Source organism: Loktanella fryxellensis (assembly GCF_900110065.1).
GTDB lineage: Bacteria > Pseudomonadota > Alphaproteobacteria > Rhodobacterales > Rhodobacteraceae > Loktanella > Loktanella fryxellensis.
Genome location: NZ_FOCI01000001.1, coordinates 327016 through 350919, shown reverse-complemented (window position 1 = coordinate 350919; position 23904 = coordinate 327016). Strand labels below are relative to the sequence as shown.

Here is a 23904-nt window from a genome sequence, read left to right as displayed (position 1 = left end):
TTCGCAACTGACGCCAAATGTCGCCTTGCAGGTCGCCGCGGCGGGGTTCACATTTCGCCCCAAGCCCGGTGCGGCGTTGCGGGGGCGTTGAAACACGTGGCACACCGCCCCACATGTCGTATCGGACACGCACCACAGGTTGCCGACAGTGGGACCGGTGCGCGTTGCCACTGAAAGGAAAAGACCCATGCAAGACAACCTTGCCACATCCTATCCCGTCCTGCCGCTGCGCGACATCGTGGTGTTCCCCCACATGATCGTGCCGCTTTTCGTGGGTCGCGAGAAATCCGTCCGCGCCCTCGAAGAGGTGATGCGCGACGACAAGCAGATTCTTCTGTCCAGCCAGATCGACCCCGGCGAAGATGACCCCGCACAGGACGGCATCTATCGCGCCGGTGTGCTGGCGAACGTCCTGCAACTGCTGAAACTGCCCGACGGCACCGTGAAGGTGCTGGTCGAAGGCCGCAGCCGCGTGCGGATCACCGACTTCGTCGAGAATGCCAGCTTCTTCGAGGCGCGCGCCGAGGCGCTGACCGAAGTGCCCGGCACCGAGGACGAGATCGAGGCGCTGGTGCGCACGGTCGCGGCCGAGTTCGAGCGTTACGCCAAGATCAAGAAGAACATCCCCGAAGAGGCGATGTCCGCCGTCAGCGAGACGACGGAACCGGCGAAGCTTGCCGATCTGGTGGCGGGCCACCTGGGGATCGAGGTCGCGCAGAAGCAGGGTCTGCTGGAAACGCTGTCCGTGTCGGAGCGGCTGGAGAAGGTTTACGGCCTGATGCAGGGCGAGATGTCCGTGCTGCAGGTCGAAAAGAAGATCAAGACCCGCGTGAAGTCCCAGATGGAGCGCACGCAGCGCGAATACTATCTGAACGAGCAGATGAAGGCGATCCAGAAGGAATTGGGCGACGGCGAGGACGGGGCCGGTGAAGTGGCCGAGCTCGAGGCGCGCATCGAAGCCACGAAGCTGAGCAAGGAAGCCCGCGAAAAGGTCGATGCGGAACTCAAGAAGCTCAAGAACATGAGCCCGATGAGCGCCGAGGCGACGGTCGTGCGCAACTACCTCGACTGGATCCTGAGCGTGCCATGGGGCGTGAAATCGCGCACCCGCAAGGATCTGGGCCATGCGCAGAAGGTTCTGGATGACGACCACTTCGGGCTGGAAAAGGTCAAGGAGCGGATCGTCGAGTATCTGGCCGTGCAGGGTCGCAGCGCCAAGCTGAAGGGGCCGATCATGTGCCTCGTCGGCCCTCCGGGCGTGGGCAAGACCTCGCTGGGCAAGTCGGTGGCGAAGGCCACGGGACGCGAGTTCATCCGCATCAGCCTTGGCGGCGTGCGTGACGAGTCCGAGATCCGCGGTCACCGGCGGACCTATATCGGGTCCATGCCCGGCAAGATCATCCAGGCGCTGAAAAAGGCGAAAACCACCAACCCGCTGATCCTGCTCGATGAGATCGACAAGATGGGGCAGGACTTCCGTGGCGATCCCGCATCGGCGATGCTGGAGGTGCTCGATCCGGAACAGAACGCGAGCTTCGTGGACCACTACCTCGAGGTGGAATACGATCTGTCGAACGTGATGTTCCTGACCACGGCGAACTCCTACAACATGCCGGGGCCGCTGCTGGACCGGATGGAGATCATCAGCCTGTCGGGTTACACCGAGGACGAGAAGCGCGAGATCGCGCGCGGCCACCTGCTGCCCAAGGTGATGAAGAACCACGGGCTGCGGGCGAAGGAACTGGTGGTCGAGGACAGCGCGCTGACCGATATTGCGCGGTACTACACCCGCGAGGCCGGCGTGCGGAACTTCGAGCGCGAGCTGGCCAAGATCGCCCGCAAGGTCGTGACGCAGATCGCCAAGAAGGCCTATGATCACATCACGGTCACGGCGGACAACCTTGGCGACTTCCTTGGCGTGCGCAAGCACCGCTACGGGTTGGCGGAAAAGGACGACCAGATCGGTGTCGTCACAGGCCTCGCGTGGACCAGCGTCGGCGGCGAGCTTCTCAGCATCGAGGCGCTGCGCCTGCCGGGCAAGGGCCGGATGAAGACTACCGGCAAGCTGGGCGACGTGATGAAGGAGTCGATCGACGCGGCCAGCTCCTACGTTCGCTCGATCAGTCCCAGCATCGGGGTGAAGCCGACGAAGTTCGACACGACGGACATCCACGTCCACGTGCCGGACGGTGCGACGCCCAAGGACGGGCCGAGCGCGGGCCTTGCGATGGTCACGTCCATCGTGTCGGTGCTGACGCAGATCCCCGTTCGCAAGGACATCGCCATGACCGGCGAAGTCAGCCTGCGCGGCAATGCCATGCCGATCGGCGGTCTGAAGGAAAAACTGCTGGCCGCCCTGCGCGGCGGGATCACGACCGTCCTGATCCCGCAGGAGAACGAAAAGGACTTGGCGGACATCCCCGCCAACGTGAAGGAAGGGCTGACGATCATCCCCGTCACCCACGTGTCCGAGGTGCTGGAGCACGCCCTGATCCGCAAGCCGGAGCCCATCGAATGGGACGAGGCGGCGGAAGAGGCGGCCGCAGCGGCAGCCCTTGCGGCCCGCCAACAGGGTGTCGGTGCCGGGATCCACTGATCCTGCATCGTGCCACCCGGTCACAAATGAAAGGCGCGCCGTCACAGGCGCGCCTTTTTCGTGGCGCATCCGTCTGGCATCGTGGATGCAACAGGGTGCCGCGACACGGCGTCCCGCCCACAGCCAAGGATCGCACATGTCAGGCCCCATCCTTCCGAAGACCACTACGGATACGCCCATGCCGGACACCACGGGCGGCACACTGCGTCTGACGCCGATCACGCCGCAGGTCGAGACGGCGGTCGACGCCGCGACGCCCGTCGCCGTGGCGCAGCCCCGCGTCGTCGGCGCTGCTGCCGCGATGCCTGCCGGCGGTGAGGTGAAGAAGGCGGAGTTCATCGACCGCGTCACGGCCCGTGCCAACCTGCGCAAACGCGACGCCAAGACCGCGATCGAGGCGACCCTTGCCGAATTGGCCGACATCCTGATCGCCGGTGGCGAATTGACCCTGCCGCCGATGGGCAAGCTGAAGGCGATCAAGGTCAAGGATCTGGGCGACGGTGCGCAACTGCTGACGATCAAGCTGCGCACGATGAAGGACGGAGCAGGTGGCACGGCACCTGTGGCGCAGGGCGCCGAGGCTGGCGACAATCCGGCGCAGGGGCAGGGGGGCAAGGGCCGCAATGCAAAAGGTGGGGGACCGAAGGGCCGCCGCGCGTCGGGCGGATCGTCGAAAAACGCGAAATCCGGGGTTGCGGACGACGATGACGAGGGCTAAATCCCGCGTACCGGGTGATTAGCTCAGTGGTAGAGCGCTTCGTTCACATCGAAGATGTCAGGGGTTCAAATCCCTTATCACCCACCAGAATATCAAGGGGTGTCGCCGCAGGGTGGCACCCCTTAACATTTGCGATGCGGTCTATGGCCTGACATGGTGCGGCGGGTTCTTGCGTCACGGCGCGATCCGCCCTAACACCACGGCGCGGGTGGTTAGCTCAGTTGGTAGAGCGTTTCGTTTACACCGAAAATGTCGGGGGTTCGAGCCCCTCACCACCCACCAGATACCAACGACTGCGCGGTGGCTGGGCGCAAGGTTGTTGCGGCGTGGCCGTGTGCGAGGCCCATCCGTTTGACGGCGGCCCGCATATCGTGGTGGCGTCGACGCCTGCAGGGCACATGCAAGGAGGCCTGTGATGAAAAAGATCGATGTCGACGACGATACGAAACGATCAAAGTTTCTGATCAAGGCGATGATCGCCCAGATCGTCATCGTTCTGGTCCTGACGTTCATCTACATTGTCTGGCTTAGTAACTGAGCAATGCTGTTGCGCTGACCCACCGTGGCGTCCTGTCAAGGCTGGCCTTGATGACAGCCCCATTCCCGCACTTCGCAAACGGACTGCCGATGGAACGTCACAGTTGTCGCATCCAGGGTTGGCAGGCGAACGTGTCCACGACCGGTGAGGCAATCGTCGCTGGTCGCCTGAGCCTCGGTGTCGGCCATTACGACATCACGCCGGTTGAAGAGGCGGGCCGACGTGATCGCAGTCCCACCCAAGGTGCAGCGCCGTGCAACCGTCCGGGACGATGCGATCACCGGCGTTCCTGCCGGAAACGGGACCTTTGTCCTCTGGATGCAGGCCAGACGCACGCAGACGCAGAGCGTCAGCGTGCGGTCCCTGACTGGCTAGAGCAGCATCTGGATGGACCCGCCTACGGGCCCAGCATCACCAGCAGGATCCCCGCCAGCAGCGCGGTTCCGGCCAGCGCGAACAGCATCAGCAGGCCGTCGCGGAACAGGATGCTGGCGCCGAACAGGGCCACGACGATCATCGGGCCGGAGGTTGCGAAGGGGACCAGCTCCAGCGGTGGCACGGTCACTAGCAGGGCGAGGATGACGACGCAGGCGATCCGCTGCCAGAATCCGCTGGTGAACCGTTCCAGCCGCGCATGAAGCCGCGCGTCGATGCGGGCGGCCACCGGCTTCAGCCAATCGACGGCGCCTTCGACCTTGTCGGACTTCAACTGCCGGCGGCGCAGCCAACCGGGCACCCACAAATGGTCGTAACCCAGAAACAGGCGGAAGGTCACGATCGCCAGCACGAGTGCGAGGGTGGTGGGAAACCCCGGTACGCCACCCAAAGGCGTCAGCTCCACCAGCGGCAGGATGGTCAGGACAGAGCCATATCCCCGCGCATCAAGCGCATCGAACAGATCGCCGACCGCCACCCGATTGCCGTCGCTGTCGGCTGCGGCGTCGCGCAATTCCTGCAGCACCTGCCCCAGATCGTCATGTGTTTCCGTCATGGCGTCACCATTCTGCAAGCCGCACCCATTTTCGCTACCGCCCCTTCAACCATCCGCGCGCCGTATCGTTCCGGGACACTCATCTGGTTTGGGCCGTGGACGCTGGCCAATCGTGGATGCGGTGATCCGGCCAATTGTGCGGCGCCCGCGACCACGGTGTCGTCAGCGGACCAAAGCAGCACACCGCCTACACTGCCCGCCCAAAGGCGACGCTGTTCGATGCCTGACGGTCACCGCCGGCGTCGGTGCCCGCCTCCGCGGGGTTTCAGCGTTCAGGCATGCGTCGGAAGTCTGAGCGTCATCACCGCGCCTGTTCCAAGATCGCTGTCGACTTGAATGCGTCCGCCGTGCTGGCGCACGATTTCAGCGACGATCGCCAGACCCAATCCCAACCCGCCATAGGTCCGGGCGTCGGAATTATCGACCTGATGGAACGTCTCGAAGATCCTGGCGTGGTCCTGAGGCGCAACTCCGATTCCCGTGTCCGCCACCGCCATGCGGACTTCGTCGCGATCGGACGCCAGCGTGACGACGATGCGCCCGGCATCCGTGAAGCGCAGGGCATTGGACAGCAGATTGCAGATCACCTGCTTCAGCCGTGCCCTGTCACCCATCACCTGCGCGCCGCCGATCGCGGTCTCCAGCACCAGTCCCTTGCGTTCGATTTCCATGCGAAAGTCGTCGGTGACATCACGCAACAGCGCATCCATGGCGAACGGCGCACGATCCATGACAAGGCGACCGCGCTCGTTGTTGCTCCAGTCCAGCAGATCCTCGACGATGCGTCGCATGTGGCTGGCAGCACTCTGGATCCGGGCGCCGTGAGCCTTGATCTGTGCCACGTTGCGATCGGGATCTGCCCCTTCGGCCGCCCGCTCGGCGGCCTTGACCAGACATGCGATATAGCCGTTGATGACGGTCAGCGGTGTGCGCAGTTCGTGCGACACCTTGCCGATGAACCGGGATTTCTTGGCGACGGCAGGTTGGTTGCTCCGCATCATCTTGGAATACCTCGGATTGACCAACGCGACCCGGTCTTGGCGGTCGAAGACGACGATCCCCTCTCCGATGGCGTCGATGCTTTCGGTCATGAATTGCAGCATCCGCATGTTCGACCGGTTCAGCTTGCGGATCATGACGATCAGGCCGGCCAGGACGAGGACGGCCGTGATCAGCGATGCGATGAATCCGACCGAACTGTCCGAAAACATGACTCAGCCAGCCGTGGGTGCGACCGCGATTTCCCAGTGAGAGTCGAGAACCGGGATGATCCCTGTCATGGGATCGCGATCGAGCACGGCCGGATCGCCGGCAAGGCGGTTGATTTCCTCACCCATCACGTCGATCTCGCGGATCATGAACGTCGCAGGGGCGAAGTCCTGTCCGGGAAAGAGCTTGCTGGCCAGCAGCGTCTCTTGCGGGATGGTGATGGACACGATGCCCTAGACCCGTTCGGCGCCGGTGGCATCGTCCGGCACGAAAACGGGATACCTGATGATATAGGCCGGCTCGCTGTTTAGGTTCAGCGGCTGGTGGTCGAAGATGGGCCCGCGCTCTGCGATGGCCCGGTCGATGGCCGTCATCCGTTCCGGGAACGCGGTGTAGTCGATGCTGACCAGATTCCGGTAGATGTTTTCCGGATAGACCTGTGACACGACGAGATCCGGCGCAAAGACGATGGAACGGACATCGGGGTGCCGTGTCAGGAATCGCGTGGCCATTTCATCCAGATCACGCGTGTCCGGATCCGGCCTCACGCGCAGGAAGTCGGCCAGCGCCAATCCGATTCCGTCCTGGCCATACACCGTTTCGGCGAACCGGGCGCCGATCTGGGCCACGTCCTGCGCGGCCTTCCCGCGCTGCTGTTCGACATGGGCCGCGATGTTGGTGCGTACACCGTGAATGCCAAAGACCAATCAAATCGCGATCAGCAGCGCGATGCTGGCTGCATAGGCGTTCCCAGGCGACATCAGACTTTTGAACCGTCTCTGCATGGGGCGCTCGCGTGACATGTTCGATTGTCCGTATCGTTGCGCCATTGGCACTAATTGTGTCGCATACCGAGAATTTGTGCGAAGTTCGGCATACCGAACCAATGAGGCATCATTGGCGCGACCCACGGGGCGACCACCGGCGAGGTCAGGTCCACCACCGCAGTCGGCAGGCAAAATCCAACGAAAGCAGATCGTTGACACCCGGTCGTCATCGTTTACACCGACGATGTCGGGGTGTCGCGCCCCGCACCGCCCACCAGAATGCCGCCCTCGCGTCCTGCAGACGATCGCAGGGCGACGGGCCGTTTGCCGTCAAGGACATCCGCCGTCATGGCCAAGACCCCCACATCGCGCATCGACCGCTTGCTGTCGTCCATGGGTTATGGCGCGCGCCCCGACATCGCGCAGATGGCGCGGCGCGGCGGGATCCTCCTTGACGGGGTTGCGCTGCGCGATGCCACGCACCGCATCCCGCTGACGCCTGACCTGCCTGCTCGGATGCAGATCGCCGGACAGGCGCTCGATCCATTGGTGGGGATGGTCATCCTGATGCACAAGCCCGTCGGCATGACCTGTTCGCATACCGAAGACGGGCCGCTGATCCACGACCTGCTGCCAGCGCGCTGGCGGCGACGCGATCCCGTGGTTTCCAGCGTTGGACGGCTCGACAAGCAGACCTCCGGCCTGCTGCTGCTGACCGACGACGGTCCCTTGCTGCACCGCATCATCGGTCCGCGCCACCGCATCACCAAGACCTACCACGCGCATCTGGCGCGCCCCATGGACGGGACCGAAGGCGAAACCTTTGCCGCCGGTCAGTTGATGCTGCGGGGCGAGGCGACACCGCTGGCTTCCGCCGTGCTGGAGGTTGTCTCGCCCAACGAAGCGCTGCTGACCGTGACCGAAGGGCGGTATCATCAGGTGCGTCGCATGTTCGCCGCCACGGGCAATCATGTCGAAAAGCTGCATCGCGAACGGCTGGGCGGGCTGTCGCTGCCTGACGATCTGGCACCCGGTCAGTGGACGCTGCTGCACCCCGACGACATCGCCCTGATCTTCGCTTGACGACAGACCACGCCGGGTGAAACGCGCAGGTCTGCCAGCCGAAAAACCAGTCCACTCATCAGGTTGCGTGCGTTTTTGCACAATTTGATCGCCGATTTTCAAGTTGCGTTCGACGACGTGATGTCGCACCCCTCTGGAACCGATTGTTCTGCGACACGTTGAAGCAGGTGATATCGCGGACGACCGCGTCCGCGTCCCGCCTGCGCACCCGACACTGGAGAGACCCCATGACCCATACACGCCCACACCGCCGCAACTCCGCGACCGCCTTCGGCCTGACCAGCGGGGGCGGGTTGCTCGCGGCCCTTGCGCTGACCGCAGGCGCTGCCACGGCGCAAGTCACGCCGACCGCGATCGCACAGGGCGACAACGGCCTGTTTTCGGAGCGGGTTCTGACCACGGGCCTCAGCAATCCGTGGGCGATGCGCTGGGGGCCGGATGACATGATCTGGGTCACCGAACGCACGAGTGGAGAGATCACGCGCGTCGATCCGGTCACGGGCGCACAGCAGGTGCTGGCGCAGATCGACGACGTCTATACAGGCCCCCAACACGAAGGCCTGCTGGGCCTCGCCCTGCATCCGGAACTGCTGCAGGACACTGGCAACGACTATGTCTATGTCGGCTATACCGTTAACTACGGCACCGCCGATGCGCCGGAACCCCACGCCCGGATCGTGCGGATGACCTATGATGCGGCGACCCAGCAACTGACCGATCCGACAGTGCTGATCGACGGCCTGCCGGCGGGCGACGACCACAACGCCGGTCGCGTCGTGTTCGGGCCGGATGACAAACTCTACTACGCGATCGGCGAGCAGGGCCACAATTTCGGCCGCAACCTGCGCAAGGCGAACCTCGCACTTGTGCTGCCGTCGGCCGAGGAGGTGGCGGCGGGCGATTGGCGGACCTACTCCGGCAAGGTGCTGCGCCTGAACCTCGACGGCACGATCCCCGACGACAACCCCGAGATCGAGGGCGTCCGCAGCCACGTGTTCAGCTATGGCCACCGCAACCCGCAGGGTCTGGCGTTCGGCGAGAATGGCGTCCTCTATGAGGCCGAGCATGGCCCCGCCACCGATGACGAGTTGAACGTCATCACGGCGGGCGGCAATTATGGCTGGCCCCGCGTGGCGGGCCGCATCGACGGCGAAAACTACCTCTACGTCGACTGGAGCTCGGCCCCCGCCGACGTGAGCGAGAACGCCGACCCGCTGCCCGACAGCGTCCCGCAGTACCCCGAGGAGGCGTACGAGGCCGAGATGGTGCCGCCACTGGCCACCTATTTCACCGTGGACGACGATTATCCCATCGGCGAGATCTGCGGCTATATCTGCGATCCGACGATCGCCCCGGCATCGCTGCTGCCCTATGTGGCGGGTGCGGACGGGATTGCCGAATGGGGCAATGCGATCCTGTTGCCGACGCTGAAGCATGGCACGCTTTACGTGCAGGGTCTGTCCGACGACGGATTGCAGGCGGACGGTGACCCGGTCGCATGGCTGTCCACGCAGAACCGCTACCGCGACGTGGTTGTGGGCCTCGAGAACCGCGTGTTCATCGCCACCGATGCCTTCGGGTCAGCGGCGCAGAAGTTCGGCGACGGCCTGAACACATCCGTCCTGCACAACCCCGGATCGATCCTGCTGTTCACCTATGACGCGGCCGGTGGCGGCGGGTCTGACGTGGGCCAGACACCCGCTGGCCTGACCGTCGACGAGGCACGAGCCACGGGCACCACCGGTGACATGCCGCAGGAGTTCGAGGATCCCAACACCGGCAATGCAACCGCAGAGGCGATCGCCGCCGACGCGGACGTGGCCGCGGTCGCATCCGCCGGTGCGCCGATCTATGCGCAGACCTGCGCCACCTGTCACGGCCCCGCCGGGCGCAGCGATGGTGCAGCACAACTGGCCGACAACCTCAAGCTGGCGGACGAGGCCTATGTCGCGACGACGCTGGTGCACGGTTTCGGCTATATGCCTGCCTTCGGCAGTCAGCTGTCCGACGCCGAAATCGCGCATATCGGCACCTATATCCGCAACAGCTGGGGCAACGATCATGGCGTCGTGACCACCGATGCGGTCGCAGCCGCACGCTGAACGCTGGCCGGTCTGAACAGGGGGCCCGCGCCGGTGACGGCGCGGGCCCCTTCGCATGTCATGCCGTCATTTGCGCTGCGGGTATGTCTGGGCTAGGACAGCGTCCTGACGCCGAACCGCCCGGCACCACACCGCCCGACCGACAGCCCAGAGGGGTCACGATGACAGACCTGACCGCAGCAGACCTGAACCGCCATGCCCGCCTGTCCGTCGCGCCCATGATGGACTGGACCGATCGCCATTGCCGGCACCTGCACCGCCTGATGTCGTCGCAGGCGCTGCTCTATACCGAAATGGTGACCGCCGCCGCCGTCGTGCATGGCGACACCTTGCGTCTTCTGGCCTACGGCCCGGCCGAGCATCCGGTGGCCCTGCAACTGGGCGGATCCGACCCCGCGCTGCTGGCGCAGGCGACGCGCATCGGCGCCGACATGGGCTATGACGAGGTCAATCTGAACTGCGGCTGTCCGTCCGACCGGGTGCAATCGGGCCGCTTCGGCGCGATCCTGATGACGGAACCGGATCTGGTCGCCGATTGCGTGGCCGCCATGCAGGCGGTGACCGGCGTGCCGGTCACGGTGAAGTGCCGGATCGGCGTCGACGATCAGGACCCCGCACAGGTCCTGCCGGATTTCCTGTCGCGCGTGTCCGCCACCGGTGTGACGCGGTTCACGATCCACGCCCGCAAGGCATGGTTGCAGGGCCTCAGCCCCAAGGAGAACCGCGACATCCCGCCACTCGACTACGATCTGGTCATGGCGATGAAGGCGGCGTTCCCCCACCTGCACCTGTCGGTGAACGGCGGAATCACCAGTCTCGATCAGGCGCAGGATTTCCTTGATGCCGGGATGGACGGGGTGATGGTGGGGCGTGCGGCCTATCACGATCCCTGCGCCATCCTGCTGGACGCGGACTGCCGGATCTATGGCCGCGGCCACACCGGCGATCCGGTGGCGGTGGTGCATGCCATGCTGCCCTACATCGCGGATCATCTGGCGGCTGGCGGGCGGCTGGGACAGGTCACGCGTCACATGCTGGGCCTGTTTCAGGGCCAGCCGGGCGCGCGCCAATGGCGGCGCTTCCTGTCCGAGAACGCCCACGTGGATGGTGCCAGCCCGCAGGTGGTGCTAGATGCGCTGGACCGCGTGACCACCCACGCCGCCTGAGGAGGGACCACGCATGGACCACACGACCCTGCTGTTGGCGATGGGGGCCCTGCTGCTGGTGATCGGGGCGATCGCGGGCGTCATGGCGGGTCTGCTGGGTGTCGGCGGCGGCATCATCCTCGTGCCGGCGTTCTTCTATGCGTTCGGCGCGCTGGGCTACGACGGCCCGCAACTGATGCAGATGTGTCTGGCCACTTCGCTGGCGACGATCATCGTCACCAGCCTGCGGTCGCTGCAGGCACACCAGCGCAAGGGGGCGGTGGACTGGGCCATCCTGCGCACCTGGGCGCCGGGCATCGTGATCGGTGCGCTGATCGGCGTGGTCCTCGTCTCCAGCCTGCGCACGCTGTCGCTGCAACTGATCTTCGGCGGGCTGGCGATCTGTGTCGGCCTTTACATGACGTTCGGGCGCAACGACTGGCGCGTGGCGCAGGCGATGCCGCGGGGCTGGGCGCGGGCGGCGCTGTCGCCGCTGGTGGGATTCCTGTCGGTGCTGATGGGCATCGGCGGCGGGTCGTTCGGGGTGCCGGTCATGACGCTCTACAACACGCCGATCCACCGGGCGGTGGCGACGGCGGCGGGGTTCGGCGTGCTGATCGCCGTGCCATCGGTGCTGGTGCTGCTGTTCCAACCGGTCGCCGTGGCCCCGCCATTCACGGTGGGGTCGGTGAACATGGTGGCCTTCGGCCTCGTCATCGCGATGACGCTGCTGACGGCCCCGTATGGGGCACGTCTGGCGCACCGCACGGATGCGATACGGCTCAGGCGGGTGTTCGGGGTCTTCCTGATCCTCGTGGCCCTGAACATGCTGCGCAAGGCGGCAGGCTGGTAGGCGCGCCCCACGCGCAGTTGACCACTTGCCGCTTTCCAACGTGCCCCGACAGGGGTATGCCGGACAGGTTAAAACCGCCCGGTCCTGTGACCGGGCTCCGCAAGGGGAAACGTGACATGCTGAACAACATCGGCCTTCCGGGCCTTCTTCTGATCGCCGTCGTGGTGCTGGTCCTGTTCGGACGTGGCAAGATCTCGTCCCTGATGGGCGAAGTCGGCAAGGGTATCACCGCCTTCAAGCGGGGCGTGGACGATGGCAAGAAAGAGCTCGACGACAGCTTTGCCGATGCCCGCGACGTGACGCCGGATGCGAAAAAAGACAACGTCTGATCCCCGCCTGAGGTAACGTCTATGTTCGGCCTTGGCTGGAGCGAAGTGATCCTGATCGGGATCGTGGCCCTGATCGTGATCGGGCCGAAAGATCTTCCGAACATGTTCCGCGAGCTGGGCCGCATGAGCAGCAAGGCCCGTGGCATGGCGCACGAATTCCAGCGCGCGATGGAACAGGCCGCCGACGACAGCGGTGTGCGCGACATCAGCAAGTCGATACAGGCTGCTGCAAATCCAGCGAAATTCGGCGTGGACAAGCTGCGCGAGTCCGCCGAGATGACCTACAAGCCCGGCACGGAAACGGCCAAGCTGTCTGCCGAACGGCAGGCCTCAAAGGACGCACTGGGGGCCGCCACGGCGCACGCCGCCGAGGAACGCCGCGCCCGCGAGATTGCTGCCGCCGATGCGGCCGAGATGTCGGAAGAGCCGGAGCCCTTCGACGCGCAGGACGTGGCAGGCGACCTGTTGCCGCCGACGGCCGTGCCATCCGCAGCGCCGGCGCAGGCGATGCCCGCGCCGACCGGGCTGCCACCGATCGCCGAAGCGGTGTCGCCGCCCGCCAAGGTCAAGAAACCCAAGGTCGCCAAGGCGAAGACGCCTAAAGTCGGCGGGCCCGACGTGTTGCCGAAGCTGCCCAAGCCCCCCAAGGCGCCGAAAGCCGCCAAGGTCCGGGCCCCGGCAACGGTCCCGTCCGATACCCCGGAAGGTGATGCATGAGCGTGCAGGACGAGTTGGACAACAGCGCCGCCCCCCTGATGGAACATCTGATCGAACTGCGCTCGCGTCTGATCAAGGCGCTGTTCGCATTCGTCGTTGGCATGGTGATCTGCTTCACCGTCTGGAATCCGATCTTCGACTTTCTGACGCGGCCCCTGTGCGCCGCACTGGATGCGGATGGGCAGGCGTGCGGCCTGATATTCATCGCGCTGGAGGAGGGGTTCTTCGTCGCCATCCAGATCTCGCTCGTCGGCGGTCTGTGTCTGTCGTTTCCCTTCATCAGCTACCAGCTGTGGCGCTTCGTGGCGCCGGGTCTCTACAAGTCCGAACAAGGGGCGTTCCTGCCGTTCCTGCTCGCTTCGCCGTTCATGTTCTTTCTGGGCGCGGCCTTCGCCTATTACGTCATCACGCCGCTGGCCTTCGCGTTCTTTCTGAACTTCCAGCAGGGCGGCGTCATGACCGACGGGGCCGAGACGACGGCACAGGCGGCGGGTCTGGTGTTCCAGGGGTCTGCCAAGGCCTATCTCAACCTGACGATCAAGTTCATCGTGGCGTTCGGTCTGTGCTTCCAGCTGCCGGTGCTGCTGACGCTGATGGGCAAGGCGGGGCTGGTGTCGGCTGCGGGCCTGCGCAACACGCGCAAATACGCCATCGTCGGCATCCTTTTGCTGGCAGCGGTCGCGACCCCGCCGGACGTGGTGAGCCAGCTCATTCTTTTCACGGTCGTCTATGGCCTTTACGAAGTGTCGATCTTCCTCGTGGCCCGCATCGAACGGACACGGCTGGCCGAATTGCGGGCCAGCGGCGCCGTGGCCGAGGACGAGGATATCTACGGCAACAAGCTGAGCCCCGAGGATACGCCAAAGCCATGACCACCGACGCCCTCGATCGGATCGCCGCCTCCCTCGAGCGGCTGCGACCGGGACCGGCCACCGCGCCCGACTTCGACGCCGCCAGCGCCTTCGTCTGGCACGCGGACCCGGACCGGCTGTCGCCGGTGCAAAGGGTGGCCCGCGTCGATGTCGGCCTGCTGGTGGGCATCGACCGGTCCCGCGACACGCTGATGGCCAACACCCAACGCTTCGCCTCCGGTTTGCCCGCCAACAACGCCCTGCTCTGGGGCGCGCGCGGCATGGGAAAATCAAGCCTCGTCAAGGCGATCCACGCCGCAGTTCATGCAACCAACCCCGATCTGCGCATCGTCGAGATCCAGCGCGAGGATCTGCCCACCATCGGCCGTCTGCTGGACCTGCTGCGGGGTGCGTCCCAGCGCTTCGTCCTGTTCTGCGACGACCTGTCGTTCAGTCACGACGACAACCATTACAAATCGCTGAAGGCCGTCCTCGACGGCGGCATCGAGGGGCGGCCCACCAACGTCATCCTCTACGCGACCTCGAACCGCCGTCACCTGATGCCCCGCGACATGATCGAGAACGAACGCGCGACCGCCATCAGCCCCGGCGAGGCGGTGGATGAAAAGGTCAGCCTGTCCGACCGCTTCGGGCTGTGGCTGGGATTCCATCCCTGCGATCAGGACCAGTATCTGGCGATGATCCGCGGCTACTGCGATGCCCACGGCGTGGTCGTCGACGATGCCACCCTGCGGGCCGAAGCGATCGAATGGCAGGCGACCCGCGGCAGCCGGTCAGGCCGTGTCGCGTGGCAGTATTTCACCGACCTCGCCGCGCGGCGGGGCGTGCGTCTGGACTGATCCCGTCACGCCGCATTTGTCGTGCCGGCCCCCATGCCCCGCAGGCCGGATCAGCGCCCGTCGCCCGCGACCGACGGACCCACGGGACCAGCATCGTGGGCCGGACCTGTGGCATCGCTTTTTGACAAGTACTATCGCCGAAGGCACCGGCGCAGCCGGTCCTAAAGGAAATCGTTGGGATCGACTGATTCCAGCCCGCGGCGCACCTCGAAGTGGACGAAGCTCGGATCGCCAGCCTTGACCTTTCCCAGCGTGCCGCCGCGCGACACAGAGTCGCCCTTGGCCACGCTCAGATCCTCGAGGTTGGTATAGACCGTGAGCAGGCTGTCTGCATGGCGGACGACGACGATCGCCGTGCCGTTGGTGTCCGTCGTGACGGCGGCCACGGTGCCCGCGTCGGCGGCCTGCACGGTGGCGCCTGCGGTGGCGCCGATATCGATGCCTTCGTTGCGGCCCGGCGCATAGTCGCGGATCACGCTGCCCGCGACCGGGCGCAGGAACCGCCCATCGCTGGCGGGCGCCGCCGCGGGTGCAGCGGGTGCCGCCGGTGCGGCGATGGTTTCGGTTTCGGGTGCCGCTTCCTCCAGCGACGGGGCCGGCGGTGTCGCAGCCTCCGGCAGGGGCGTGGCAGGATCGACGGCGGGCAGGGGGGCTGCGGCGGACGGCGGGATCGGCGATCCGCTGCCGGTGCCCGGCGCCGTCGTCGGCCCACCGGCCGGGTTGGCTACACCGCCCTGCGGGATCAGCAGGAACTGCCCTTCGCGCACCGCGAGGTCCCCGGTCAGTCCGTTCCACGCGCTCAGCGTCTCGACCGGCACGTTGTAGAGCCTGCTGATCGAGAACGCGCTTTCGCCGGGTGCGACCTGATGGCGGATCGGCTCGACACCGCCGGCGGATGGCAGGGGGGCCAGGCCGCCCTGCACCGGTGCGGTGCTGGATGCCCGGTCAAGGGCCGTGGTCGCGATGGCGCTGACGTCGATCGTGCCCGTCGCGGGCAGCACGGCACCGGTCGACGCCGACGGCTCTGCCACGCGGCCGGGCAGGGCGACCACTTCGTCCTGCCGCAGGGGCGTATCGATGGCGACACCGTTGAAGCTGGCCAGTTCCGCCGCCGACAGGTTCAGCCGGCTTGCGATGCTGGCCATCGTGTCGCCGCGCTGCGCCACGACCACCTGATAGCCGGGATACGAGATGACGCCGCGCGCATCCGGCTGCGGCCGGTCCGGCAGATCGGCCACGGCAGGCGAGGTGTCGAACCCACCCGCCTGATCGCGCAGGTCGAGGTCGGGCATGCCGCCTTCGCAAGCCGCCAGCAGCGCCAGCGCCGAGGCCGTCAACGCAAAGCGGCGCAGGCTGGGGGATGTGGTCGCTGTCATGGCTCTGGTCCTGTCATGGCTGTGCCGCGCGATGGGGCAGAGGCCGGGCGCCGTGCCCGGTGATGTCGGGTCGGTTCTAGTCCTGACCGATCCCCTCGATCAAGGGCACAAACCGCACTGGGCGCAATTCCTCGTAGTCGAAGCCCTTTTCCAGCCGGGTCACACGGATCAGGCTTTGCACCGTGTCCGACTGCCCCACAGGCAACACCATGATGCCGCCGACACGCAGTTGCGCCAGCAGGGGGCCCGGCGGGTCCTCGGCGGCGGCGGTCAGCAGGATGCGGTCGAAGGGGGCCTGTTCCGCCAGACCGAAGCTGCCGTCCGCGGTGATCGCCGTGATGTTGACGATGGACAGGCTGTCGAACACCGCCTGCGCCTCCGTCACCAGCCGCTTGAAGCGGTCGATGGTATAGACCCTGCGTGCCAGCTGGCTCAGGATCGCCGCCTGATAGCCCGATCCGGTCCCGATCTCGAGGACCTTGTGGCGCGGGTCGATGTCCAGCGCCTGCGTCATCAGCCCGACGATGGACGGCTGGCTGATCGTCTGCCCGCAGGCGATGGGCAGCGGCGTGTCCTCGTAGGCGCGGGCGGCGAAGATGCCGCGCAGGAACGCGGCGCGGTCGATCCGCTCCATCGCGGTCAGCACGCGGGCGTCGGTCACGCCCTTGCTGCGCAAGGCATAGAGGAACTGCATCTGGGTCTGCGGGTCGGTCACGGGGTGGGTGCCGTGTCGTCCAGCCGCCCCTGCAGGCGGTCCAGCATGTCATGCGCCGTCAGGTCCGCCCGCAGCGGCGTGACCGACACGTAGCCCGCGAGGTTCGCCGACGCATCGGTGCCCGGGCCCGTGTCGACCTGCTGGTTGCCGCCACGCACCCACATGAACCGCCGGCCCGTGGGCGACACCTGCGCCTCGACGCTGTGAAAGATGCCGTCGCGCAGGCCCTGTCGTGTCATGCGCACGCCCTGCACCTCTGCCGCCGGCACCGCGGGAAAGTTGATGTTGTAGAACGGACGATAGCCGTGGCCCGGCCCGTCGCTGTCCTGCCAGAAATCGTCGTGCAGAAGGCGGCGGATCAGGGCCACGCCCGTTGCCGACGCGGCCTCGAACGGATCGGCCAGCTTTACGTTCCGCGGGCCATAGTATTGCGACAGCGCGATGGCGCGGTAGCCTTGCAGCGCGCCCTCCATCGCGGCCCCGATGGTGCCGGAATAGACGACGTTCTCGGCGGCATTGTTGCCCCTGTTCACGCCGGACAGGATCAGGTCCGGGGGTGCGTCTTGCATCACGTCATAGAGTGCTGCCAGCACGCAGTCCGCCGGCGTCCCTTCCGCCGCAAACCGGCGGGGCCCGAACTCCGAGATCATGGTGGGGTGGGTATAGCTGATGCAGTGGCCCACGCCCGATTGCTCGAAGGCGGGGGCGACCGTCCAGACCTCGCCCTCCGGGCCTGCCAGTTCGCGGGCGATGGCATCCAGCACGACCAGTCCCGGCGCGTTGATGCCGTCGTCGTTGGTGATCAGAATGCGCATGCGGGCCCCATTTTGTCGATTGCCGTCAGGGTAGAAGGCGGGGTGCCCCACCGCAAGGCGCGACCGCTGCCGTGCGGCGTTTCAGGACACCTGTGGCGCCGGGGAATCAGCCGGTGATCGCGTCCAGCAGACGCGCGGCCTCGGTCGCGGGATGCGCCAGCCTGTTGCGGTCCTCGCCCGGGTGAAACCGGGCGCGCAGGGCGGTGGGCATCGGCGCGGGGTCGATCAGCATGACCTGCGGCCCGGTCTGCGCCGTCTCGGCCTGCCAGCTGCGCACGAGGGCGAGCTGTGCCGCCTTGGTCGCCCCATAGGTGCCGTGGAACTTGGTGCCCGCAACCGTGTCGTCGCAGAACACCGCGCGGCCCTGCGACCCCAGCAGGGGGGCCACATAGCCGATTAGCCGCTGTACCGCCGTCACGTTCACGTCCAGCGACGATGCGAAGTCCTTGGGGGCGATATGTGCAGCAGGCGACAGGGGGGCCGCATGGATCGCGGTGTGGACCCACAGGTCCAGATGTCCCCAGCGATCATGGATGCCGCGGCACAACTGCTGCATCGCAGCGTCCGTGGTGATGTCCATCGGCGCAAGGGTCGCCTGTCCGCCGCGTGCTTGGATCGCGTCGTCCAGCTCCTCCAGCGCGCCTATGGTGCGGGCGACGGCCACAATGTGATAGCGTCCGGCAAGGGCTGTCGCAATGGCGGCGCCAAGGCCGCGCGATGCACCGGTGATGAGGGCGATCTGATCTGTCATGGCCGCGTCTTTGCCGCAGTACCGTGGCCCTGTCCAGCAGGATCGGACGGTGTCCGCAGCCCTCAGGTCTGCGGCGGCATCGCCAGACTGAACACCGTACCGCGCCCGTCGCGCACCGCCGCCACCTGATCGGTCACGTCCAGCAGCGTCAGGCGGTCGGTCGTCTCGCCGCGTGCAAGGTGCACGACGCGGCCATCGGGCTTGCGGATCAGGGCGCTGTCGCCCTGAGGTCCAGTGAACAATCCGATCAGCGTGATCGCATCCATCGGCAGCTTGGCAGCACTCTGGGCGATCGCGCCCACGTCTTGTCCGGTCGTCATCGGCGGTCTCTCTCGCATCGGAATGACGCGCTATGACCCGCCCTGCATGCCATGAACAGTCGAGGTCCGCCGCGTGGCCCGGACCTGCGCGAACCTGCCGACGACGGACACCGGATATGGCGGCCTGCCGCCCATGCCGCAGCGTCATGGCCTTCTTCTGGTCTAAAATATCCCGGGGGGACGGCGCAGCCGGGGGGGCTGGCCCCCCATGCGACGCCCGCCACAGGCACCGCCTGCTATTCGGCGGCGGTCTTGGTCACGAATCCGCGGTCGATCATGTCGGACGGAGCCACCGGATAGTCGCCTGAGAAACACGCATCGCAGTATTGCGGTGACGCGTTGTCGCGGCCCTGCGCCTGACCGACAGCACGGTACAAGCCGTCGAGCGAAATGAACTTCAGCGAATCGACGCCCAGATGGTCGCGCATCTCGTCCTCTGTCATCGTCGCGGCCAGCAGCTTGTCCCGCTCCGGCGTGTCCACGCCGTAAAAGCAGGGCCATTGCGTCGGCGGGCTGGCGATCCGGAAATGCACCTCTGCCGCACCGGCCTCGAGGATCATTTCCTTGATCTTCTGGCTGGTGGTGCCGCGCACGACGCTGTCATCCACGAGGATCACGCGTTTGCCGCGGATCAGCGCGCGGTTCACGTTCAGTTTCAGGCGAACGCCCATGTTGCGGATCTGCTCGCTCGGTTCGATGAAGGTGCGGCCCATGTACTGGTTGCGGATGATCCCCATCGCATAGGGGATCCCCGATTGCAGCGAAAATCCGATGGCCGCCGGCGTGCCGCTGTCCGGCACCGGGCAGACGAGGTCGGCGTCCACGGGCGCTTCCTTGGCCAGTTCGCGCCCGATCGCCTCGCGCGTCTCGTACACCGACCGACCGCCGAGGATGCTGTCCGGGCGGCTGAAATACACGTGCTCGAAGATGCAGAAGCGAGGTTTCGCGGTGCGGAACGGAAAGTGGCTCTGCACGCCGGAGGTGGCGGTGATGACCACCATCTCACCCGCTGCGATTTCGCGGATGAAGTCGGCACCGACGATGTCGAGCGCGCAGGTCTCGGACGCGAGCACCCAGCTGTCGCCCAGTTTGCCCAGTACCAGCGGGCGCACGCCCAGCGGGTCGCGGCAGCCGATCAGCGCGCTGTCGGTCATGGCGACGACGGAAAACGCCCCCTCGACCTTGCGCAGCGCCTCTTCCATGCGGTCGGGAATCGACCGTCCCATCGACCGCGCCATCAGGTGGATGATGCATTCGCTGTCGCTGGAGGATTGAAAGATCGAGCCGCGCTCGATCAGCTCGCGCCGCAGGGCCACGGCATTGGTGATATTGCCGTTGTGGGCGATGGCGGCCCCGCCCATCGAAAACTCGCCGAAGAACGGCTGCACGTCGCGGATCGCGGTCTGCCCCTTAGACCCTGCGGTAGAATAGCGGACGTGACCGATGCCGAGGCCACCGGGCAGTTGCGCCATCATGTCCGCACTGGTGAAGTTGTCGCGCACCAGCCCCATCCGACGGGCCTGGTTGAAGCCGTTCTCGGGGTCGTGGGTGACGATGCCGCCCGCCTCTTGCCCGCGATGCTGCAGCGCATGCAGGCCGAGGGCCACGAAGTTGCTGGCCTCGGTGACGCCGATCACGCCGAAGACGCCGCACTCCTCGCGCAGCTTGTCGCCGTCGGCGTCGAACGGATGCTGCGGCAACAGCGGTGCGCCACCGGGTGCATCAAGGGGGCGGAGGGCGTCATGCGGCACTTTGGCAGCTCCTGATCCGGTCACTCTGCGCGGTCATTAACCCGTCTGCCGGGCAGTGTCACGACACTGATACGTGCCCGCATGCAGGCCGCCGCGGACGATCCGTTTCCGGTCCCGGCGGCGGATCGCCGCCTTGTCCGCACGGTTCGGCAAAAGGCTGCCGGAACCTGCGCCCCAATGCCGCGTTAGGGAACAGTTTGCATGACGAGTGTTCTCCGGCAATTTCCGCCGCGCATATTGCCCACAGCGAGGCCCTACGTGAAACGTGCCACCCATCTGGAAGCGATCCGTCGCAGCCTGAACCTTCTGACACTGATCGCCGTCTTCGCGACCTGCTTCGTGGCCAAGGACCTGCTGTTGCCTGTCATGCTCGGCTTTCTGATGGCCCTGACGCTGTCGCCGCTGTCGCGCGGTATGGCGCGGATCGGCATACCGCACTGGGTATCCGCCGTCGGCCTGATCGGTGTGACGGCCATGATCATCGGTCTGGCGATCTATTTCTCGGCGGGCACCGTCAGCACGTGGATGGCATCGGCTGGCGACATCGGCGGCGAGGTGCAATCCAAGCTGTCGGAGGTGTTCAGCCGCTTCGAAAGCGTCCGTCAGGCGGGGGCCGAGGTGGCCAGCATCGCACCGGGCGACCCTGCGGTCCAGCAGGTCGTCGTGCAGCAGCCGACCCTGATCGACAGCGCCATGGGCGTGGTCAGCAGCGCCGGTGCCACGCTGGCCGTCGCACTGGTCCTTGCGTCGTTCCTGCTGGCCTCGGGAAACATGTTCTACGTGAAACTGGTGCAGTCGTTCCAGACCATGACCGGCAAGAAGCGCGCGCTGTCGATCGTCTACGACATCGAACGCCGTGTATCGCGGTATCTGCTCACCATCACGCTGATCAATGCCAGCCTCGGCGTCTGCGTCGGCATCGCGATGTATGTCGTCGGGCTGCCCTATCCCTACATCTGGGGCATGGCGGCGTTCCTGTTGAATTTTCTGCCATATATCGGCGCGCTGACCGGCGTGGCACTGGTGGCGGCGCTGTCGATCGTGACGTTCGACAACCTCTATTACGCGCTGGTCGCGCCCGCGGCCTACATGACGCTGACCTCGATCGAGGGGAACTTCGTCACGCCGACGCTGCTGGGGCGGCGGCTGGAGCTGAACACCGTCGCCGTGTTCCTGACCGTGGTCCTGTGGGGCTGGCTGTGGGGCATTGCGGGTGCGCTCGTCGCGGTGCCGTTCCTCGTGGTGTTTAAGGTCGTGGCCGACAACATCGACAGCATGCAGATCATCGGCAACTTCCTCGGCTCTGCGGACGAGGCACCGGCCGAGAAGGACGATGAAGAAGAGGAGGCGGCCGAACCTCCCGTCGTCACGGCGCCAGCCGTCGGGTTTCCCACGACGGCGGCAGAGTGACGGGACCGCTCTGAGGGCGCGTCCGACCTGTCAGGTCAGGTGGGCGTGCCGCACTGGCCGACCAGTTCCTGATACTGCGTGGTGATCCAGCCCAGCGTGGCAGCCGGGTCGCGTTCCGCGATCCGGCTGGTCAGCTGGCCAAACACCCGCGCGGACCGGCTGTCGTTGACCATCGCGATGTCCTGCGTGGTCAGCACCGTCTGATAGACAAAGAACCCGACCGCCACCAACAGGATGCCGCGGCCGACGCCGAACAGGAACCCGGCCCCCTGATCAAGACCATTCAGCGCCGAACGCTGCACGACGGATGAGAAGAGCGGCGTGAAGATCGACACGACCACCAGCGCCACGGCGAACACGGCGGCAAAGGCCGCGATGATGCTCAATTCGCAGCTGTCGCCGATGAACCCCGACAGGCCGGGGATCTGCTGCACCAGCGGCTGCACCTGCGGCGCGAAGATGAAGGCGAGGACCGTGGCCCCGACCCAGCCCGCGATCGCCATGACCTCGCGCACCAGACCGCGGCTGTAGGCCAGCAGGGCGGAAATGACGATAAGACCGGCGACAACGCCGTCGATGATGGTGAAACCGTCCACTGGTCTTGTCCCCCAAGGTCAGCCCTGGCGCGCGCCAAAGACCTGTTCAACGAAACCGGCCAGATCGATGCATTCCTGCAGGATCAGGCCGGATGCCCCGGTGCCTTTCGGCGCACGCGGCATGATCGCCGTGGTAAAACCAAGTTTCTGCGCCTCTTTCAATCGGTTTTCCGTCTGGATGACGGGACGCAGCGCACCGGACAGGCTGATTTCCCCGAAAATCACCGCCTCCTTCGGCAGGGCGGCATCCTCCCGCGCACTCACGAGTGCGGCGGCGACCGCCAGATCGGCGGCGGGTTCGCTGATCCGCAACCCGCCCGCGACGTTCAGATAGACGTCCAGCCCGGTGAACGGCACGCCGCAGCGCGATTCCAGCACCGCCATGATCATCGCAAGCCGCCCGCCGTCCCAGCCCACGACCGACCGGCGCGGCTGGCTGTGCGGGCTGGGCGCGACGAGGGCCTGTATCTCGCACAGCACGGGCCGGGTGCCCTCGATGCCCGCGAACACGACCGACCCCGGCGCAGGCTCGCCGCGTTCGGACAGGAACAGGGCGGACGGGTTGCGTACCTCGGCCAGCCCCTTGCCGGTCATCTCGAACACGCCGATCTCGTCGGCGGGCCCGAAACGGTTCTTCACGCTGCGCAGGATGCGGAACTGGTGCCCGCGCTCGCCCTCGAAATAAAGGACCGTATCCACCATGTGCTCGACCACGCGGGGGCCGGCGATGGTGCCCTCCTTGGTCACGTGGCCGACCATGATGACGCTCATCTCGTGGGTCTTGGCAAAGGCCGTCAGCTCGTGGGCGCAGGTGCGGACCTGACTGACCGATCCCGGCGCAGAGTCCACATGGTCGGCCCACATGGTCTGGATCGAATCGATGATCGTCAGGTCGGGCTTCTCATGCTCCAGCGTGGTCAGAATGTCGCGCAGGTTGGTGTCGGACGCCAGCATGACGGGGCTCGCCTCCAGCCCCAGCCGCTGCGCGCGCATCTGTACCTGCGCGTTCGATTCCTCGCCCGAGATGTAGATGACCTTCAACCCGTTGCGGGCGAACCTTGCGGCGGCCTGCAGCAGCAGGGTGGATTTGCCGATCCCCGGGTCGCCGCCGACCAGCAGGGCCGACGCCTTGACCAGACCGCCGCCGAGCACGCGGTCCAGCTCCTCCACCCCCGCCAGCGTGCGGGGCGGGGCTGCCTCTTGCGTGGCAAGGTCGGTCAGCGTCAGCGTCTTGCCGCGACGACCACCGATGGAGGTCTTCTTCGGTCCCGCCGTGGACAGGCCGGTGTCCTGCTGGATCGTGTTCCAGGCCCCGCAGGCCTCGCACTTGCCCGACCACTTGCTGGTCGCGGCGCCGCATTCGGTACAGGTGAAGTTCAGATCCTTGGCCATGTTCACCTTTTGGACCGAA

24 protein-coding genes and 2 tRNA genes are annotated in these 23904 nt (G+C 66.1%); 14 read left to right on the top strand and 12 right to left on the bottom strand.

The genetic code is table 11. The features are described from left to right. The first annotated feature begins 187 nt into the window (after positions 1 to 187). The 5 genes from lon to BMX16_RS18160 all read left to right on the top strand — a co-directional run bounded on the left by lon (position 188) and on the right by BMX16_RS18160 (position 3852). Positions 188 to 2596: an endopeptidase La gene (lon, locus tag BMX16_RS01695; RefSeq protein WP_089897996.1), complete on the top strand. Its 2409-nt coding sequence runs from the start codon at positions 188 to 190 to the stop codon at positions 2594 to 2596. Between the two features lie 136 nt (positions 2597 to 2732). Further along, a complete protein-coding gene (locus BMX16_RS01690) occupies positions 2733 to 3314 on the top strand; it encodes an HU family DNA-binding protein (protein WP_245731209.1) in 582 nt (193 codons plus the stop codon). Positions 3315 to 3326: 12 nt separating this feature from the next. Continuing rightward, positions 3327 to 3401, top strand: a tRNA-Val gene (locus BMX16_RS01685). 119 nt (positions 3402 to 3520) lie between these two features. Continuing rightward, positions 3521 to 3596, top strand: a tRNA-Val gene (locus BMX16_RS01680). Positions 3597 to 3729: 133 nt separating this feature from the next. Next, positions 3730 to 3852, top strand: coding sequence for a hypothetical protein (locus BMX16_RS18160; protein WP_281242543.1), 123 nt, complete (start codon positions 3730 to 3732; stop codon positions 3850 to 3852). Positions 3853 to 4249: 397 nt separating this feature from the next. Here BMX16_RS18160 and BMX16_RS01675 read toward each other — a convergent pair whose 3' ends face one another. From BMX16_RS01675 to BMX16_RS01660, 4 genes are all read right to left on the bottom strand, one after another. After that, positions 4250 to 4843, bottom strand: a complete 594-nt coding sequence (locus BMX16_RS01675) for an exopolysaccharide biosynthesis protein (protein WP_089897995.1) — start codon at positions 4841 to 4843, stop codon at positions 4250 to 4252. Between the two features lie 272 nt (positions 4844 to 5115). Then, the gene (locus BMX16_RS01670) at positions 5116 to 6054 is read right to left on the bottom strand and encodes a sensor histidine kinase (RefSeq protein ID WP_089897993.1); all 939 of its coding nucleotides are present in this window, start codon (positions 6052 to 6054) and stop codon (positions 5116 to 5118) included. A gap of 3 nt (positions 6055 to 6057) precedes the next feature. After that, entirely contained in the window at positions 6058 to 6279 is a 222-nt protein-coding gene (locus tag BMX16_RS01665) for a hypothetical protein (protein ID WP_089897991.1), read from the bottom strand. Positions 6280 to 6285: 6 nt separating this feature from the next. Further along, complete coding sequence (locus BMX16_RS01660) at positions 6286 to 6681, bottom strand: hypothetical protein (RefSeq protein WP_143057979.1); 396 nt, start codon at positions 6679 to 6681, stop codon at positions 6286 to 6288. Between the two features lie 486 nt (positions 6682 to 7167). Here BMX16_RS01660 and BMX16_RS01655 point away from each other — a divergent pair, with 486 nt between their 5' ends. The 8 genes from BMX16_RS01655 to BMX16_RS01620 all read left to right on the top strand — a co-directional run bounded on the left by BMX16_RS01655 (position 7168) and on the right by BMX16_RS01620 (position 14759). Further along, positions 7168 to 7902, top strand: a complete 735-nt coding sequence (locus tag BMX16_RS01655; protein WP_089897987.1) for a 16S rRNA pseudouridine(516) synthase — start codon at positions 7168 to 7170, stop codon at positions 7900 to 7902. A 227-nt stretch (positions 7903 to 8129) separates the two neighbouring features. After that, a complete protein-coding gene (locus BMX16_RS01650) occupies positions 8130 to 10004 on the top strand; it encodes a glucose/sorbosone family PQQ-dependent dehydrogenase (protein ID WP_089897985.1) in 1875 nt (624 codons plus the stop codon). 161 nt (positions 10005 to 10165) lie between these two features. Next, positions 10166 to 11170 (top strand): tRNA dihydrouridine(20/20a) synthase DusA, encoded by a 1005-nt coding sequence (dusA, locus tag BMX16_RS01645; RefSeq protein ID WP_089897983.1) that lies wholly within the window; start codon positions 10166 to 10168, stop codon positions 11168 to 11170. A gap of 13 nt (positions 11171 to 11183) precedes the next feature. Beyond that, positions 11184 to 12002 (top strand): sulfite exporter TauE/SafE family protein, encoded by an 819-nt coding sequence (locus tag BMX16_RS01640; RefSeq protein ID WP_089897981.1) that lies wholly within the window; start codon positions 11184 to 11186, stop codon positions 12000 to 12002. Positions 12003 to 12118: 116 nt separating this feature from the next. Further along, the gene (locus BMX16_RS01635; RefSeq protein ID WP_072855685.1) at positions 12119 to 12331 is read left to right on the top strand and encodes a twin-arginine translocase TatA/TatE family subunit; all 213 of its coding nucleotides are present in this window, start codon (positions 12119 to 12121) and stop codon (positions 12329 to 12331) included. A gap of 21 nt (positions 12332 to 12352) precedes the next feature. After that, positions 12353 to 13048, top strand: coding sequence for a Sec-independent protein translocase protein TatB (tatB, locus tag BMX16_RS01630; RefSeq protein WP_089897979.1), 696 nt, complete (start codon positions 12353 to 12355; stop codon positions 13046 to 13048). Continuing rightward, complete coding sequence (gene tatC, locus BMX16_RS01625) at positions 13045 to 13920, top strand: twin-arginine translocase subunit TatC (RefSeq protein WP_089897977.1); 876 nt, start codon at positions 13045 to 13047, stop codon at positions 13918 to 13920. The genes tatB and tatC overlap by 4 nt, the downstream gene beginning before the upstream one ends. Next, a complete protein-coding gene (locus BMX16_RS01620) occupies positions 13917 to 14759 on the top strand; it encodes an ATP-binding protein (protein ID WP_089897975.1) in 843 nt (280 codons plus the stop codon). The genes tatC and BMX16_RS01620 overlap by 4 nt, the downstream gene beginning before the upstream one ends. 161 nt (positions 14760 to 14920) lie before the next feature. Here BMX16_RS01620 and BMX16_RS01615 read toward each other — a convergent pair whose 3' ends face one another. The 6 genes from BMX16_RS01615 to purF form a co-directional block, all read right to left on the bottom strand. After that, positions 14921 to 16135, bottom strand: a complete 1215-nt coding sequence (locus tag BMX16_RS01615; protein ID WP_089897973.1) for a peptidoglycan DD-metalloendopeptidase family protein — start codon at positions 16133 to 16135, stop codon at positions 14921 to 14923. Positions 16136 to 16211: 76 nt separating this feature from the next. Further along, the gene (locus BMX16_RS01610) at positions 16212 to 16829 is read right to left on the bottom strand and encodes a protein-L-isoaspartate(D-aspartate) O-methyltransferase (protein WP_089898328.1); all 618 of its coding nucleotides are present in this window, start codon (positions 16827 to 16829) and stop codon (positions 16212 to 16214) included. Positions 16830 to 16846: 17 nt separating this feature from the next. Continuing rightward, positions 16847 to 17665, bottom strand: coding sequence for a 5'/3'-nucleotidase SurE (surE, locus tag BMX16_RS01605; protein ID WP_089897971.1), 819 nt, complete (start codon positions 17663 to 17665; stop codon positions 16847 to 16849). Positions 17666 to 17771: 106 nt separating this feature from the next. Beyond that, positions 17772 to 18416 carry an SDR family NAD(P)-dependent oxidoreductase gene (locus BMX16_RS01600; RefSeq protein ID WP_089897969.1) on the bottom strand — a complete coding sequence of 215 codons (645 nt, stop codon included), beginning with the start codon at positions 18414 to 18416 and terminating at the stop codon, positions 17772 to 17774. 62 nt (positions 18417 to 18478) lie between these two features. Continuing rightward, positions 18479 to 18736 (bottom strand): hypothetical protein, encoded by a 258-nt coding sequence (locus tag BMX16_RS01595; protein WP_089897968.1) that lies wholly within the window; start codon positions 18734 to 18736, stop codon positions 18479 to 18481. A 236-nt stretch (positions 18737 to 18972) separates the two neighbouring features. Then, complete coding sequence (gene purF, locus BMX16_RS01590) at positions 18973 to 20439, bottom strand: amidophosphoribosyltransferase (protein ID WP_089898326.1); 1467 nt, start codon at positions 20437 to 20439, stop codon at positions 18973 to 18975. Between the two features lie 306 nt (positions 20440 to 20745). On the opposite strand from purF, the gene BMX16_RS01585 reads away from it, so the two are divergent. Continuing rightward, entirely contained in the window at positions 20746 to 21897 is a 1152-nt protein-coding gene (locus tag BMX16_RS01585) for an AI-2E family transporter (protein WP_245731208.1), read from the top strand. 35 nt (positions 21898 to 21932) lie between these two features. Here BMX16_RS01585 and BMX16_RS01580 read toward each other — a convergent pair whose 3' ends face one another. Beyond that, a complete protein-coding gene (locus tag BMX16_RS01580; protein WP_089897964.1) occupies positions 21933 to 22493 on the bottom strand; it encodes a CvpA family protein in 561 nt (186 codons plus the stop codon). 18 nt (positions 22494 to 22511) lie between these two features. Continuing rightward, on the bottom strand, positions 22512 to 23885 hold the full coding sequence (gene radA, locus BMX16_RS01575) for a DNA repair protein RadA (protein ID WP_089897962.1): 1374 nt from the start codon (positions 23883 to 23885) through the stop codon (positions 22512 to 22514). Positions 23886 to 23904 lie beyond the last annotated feature (19 nt).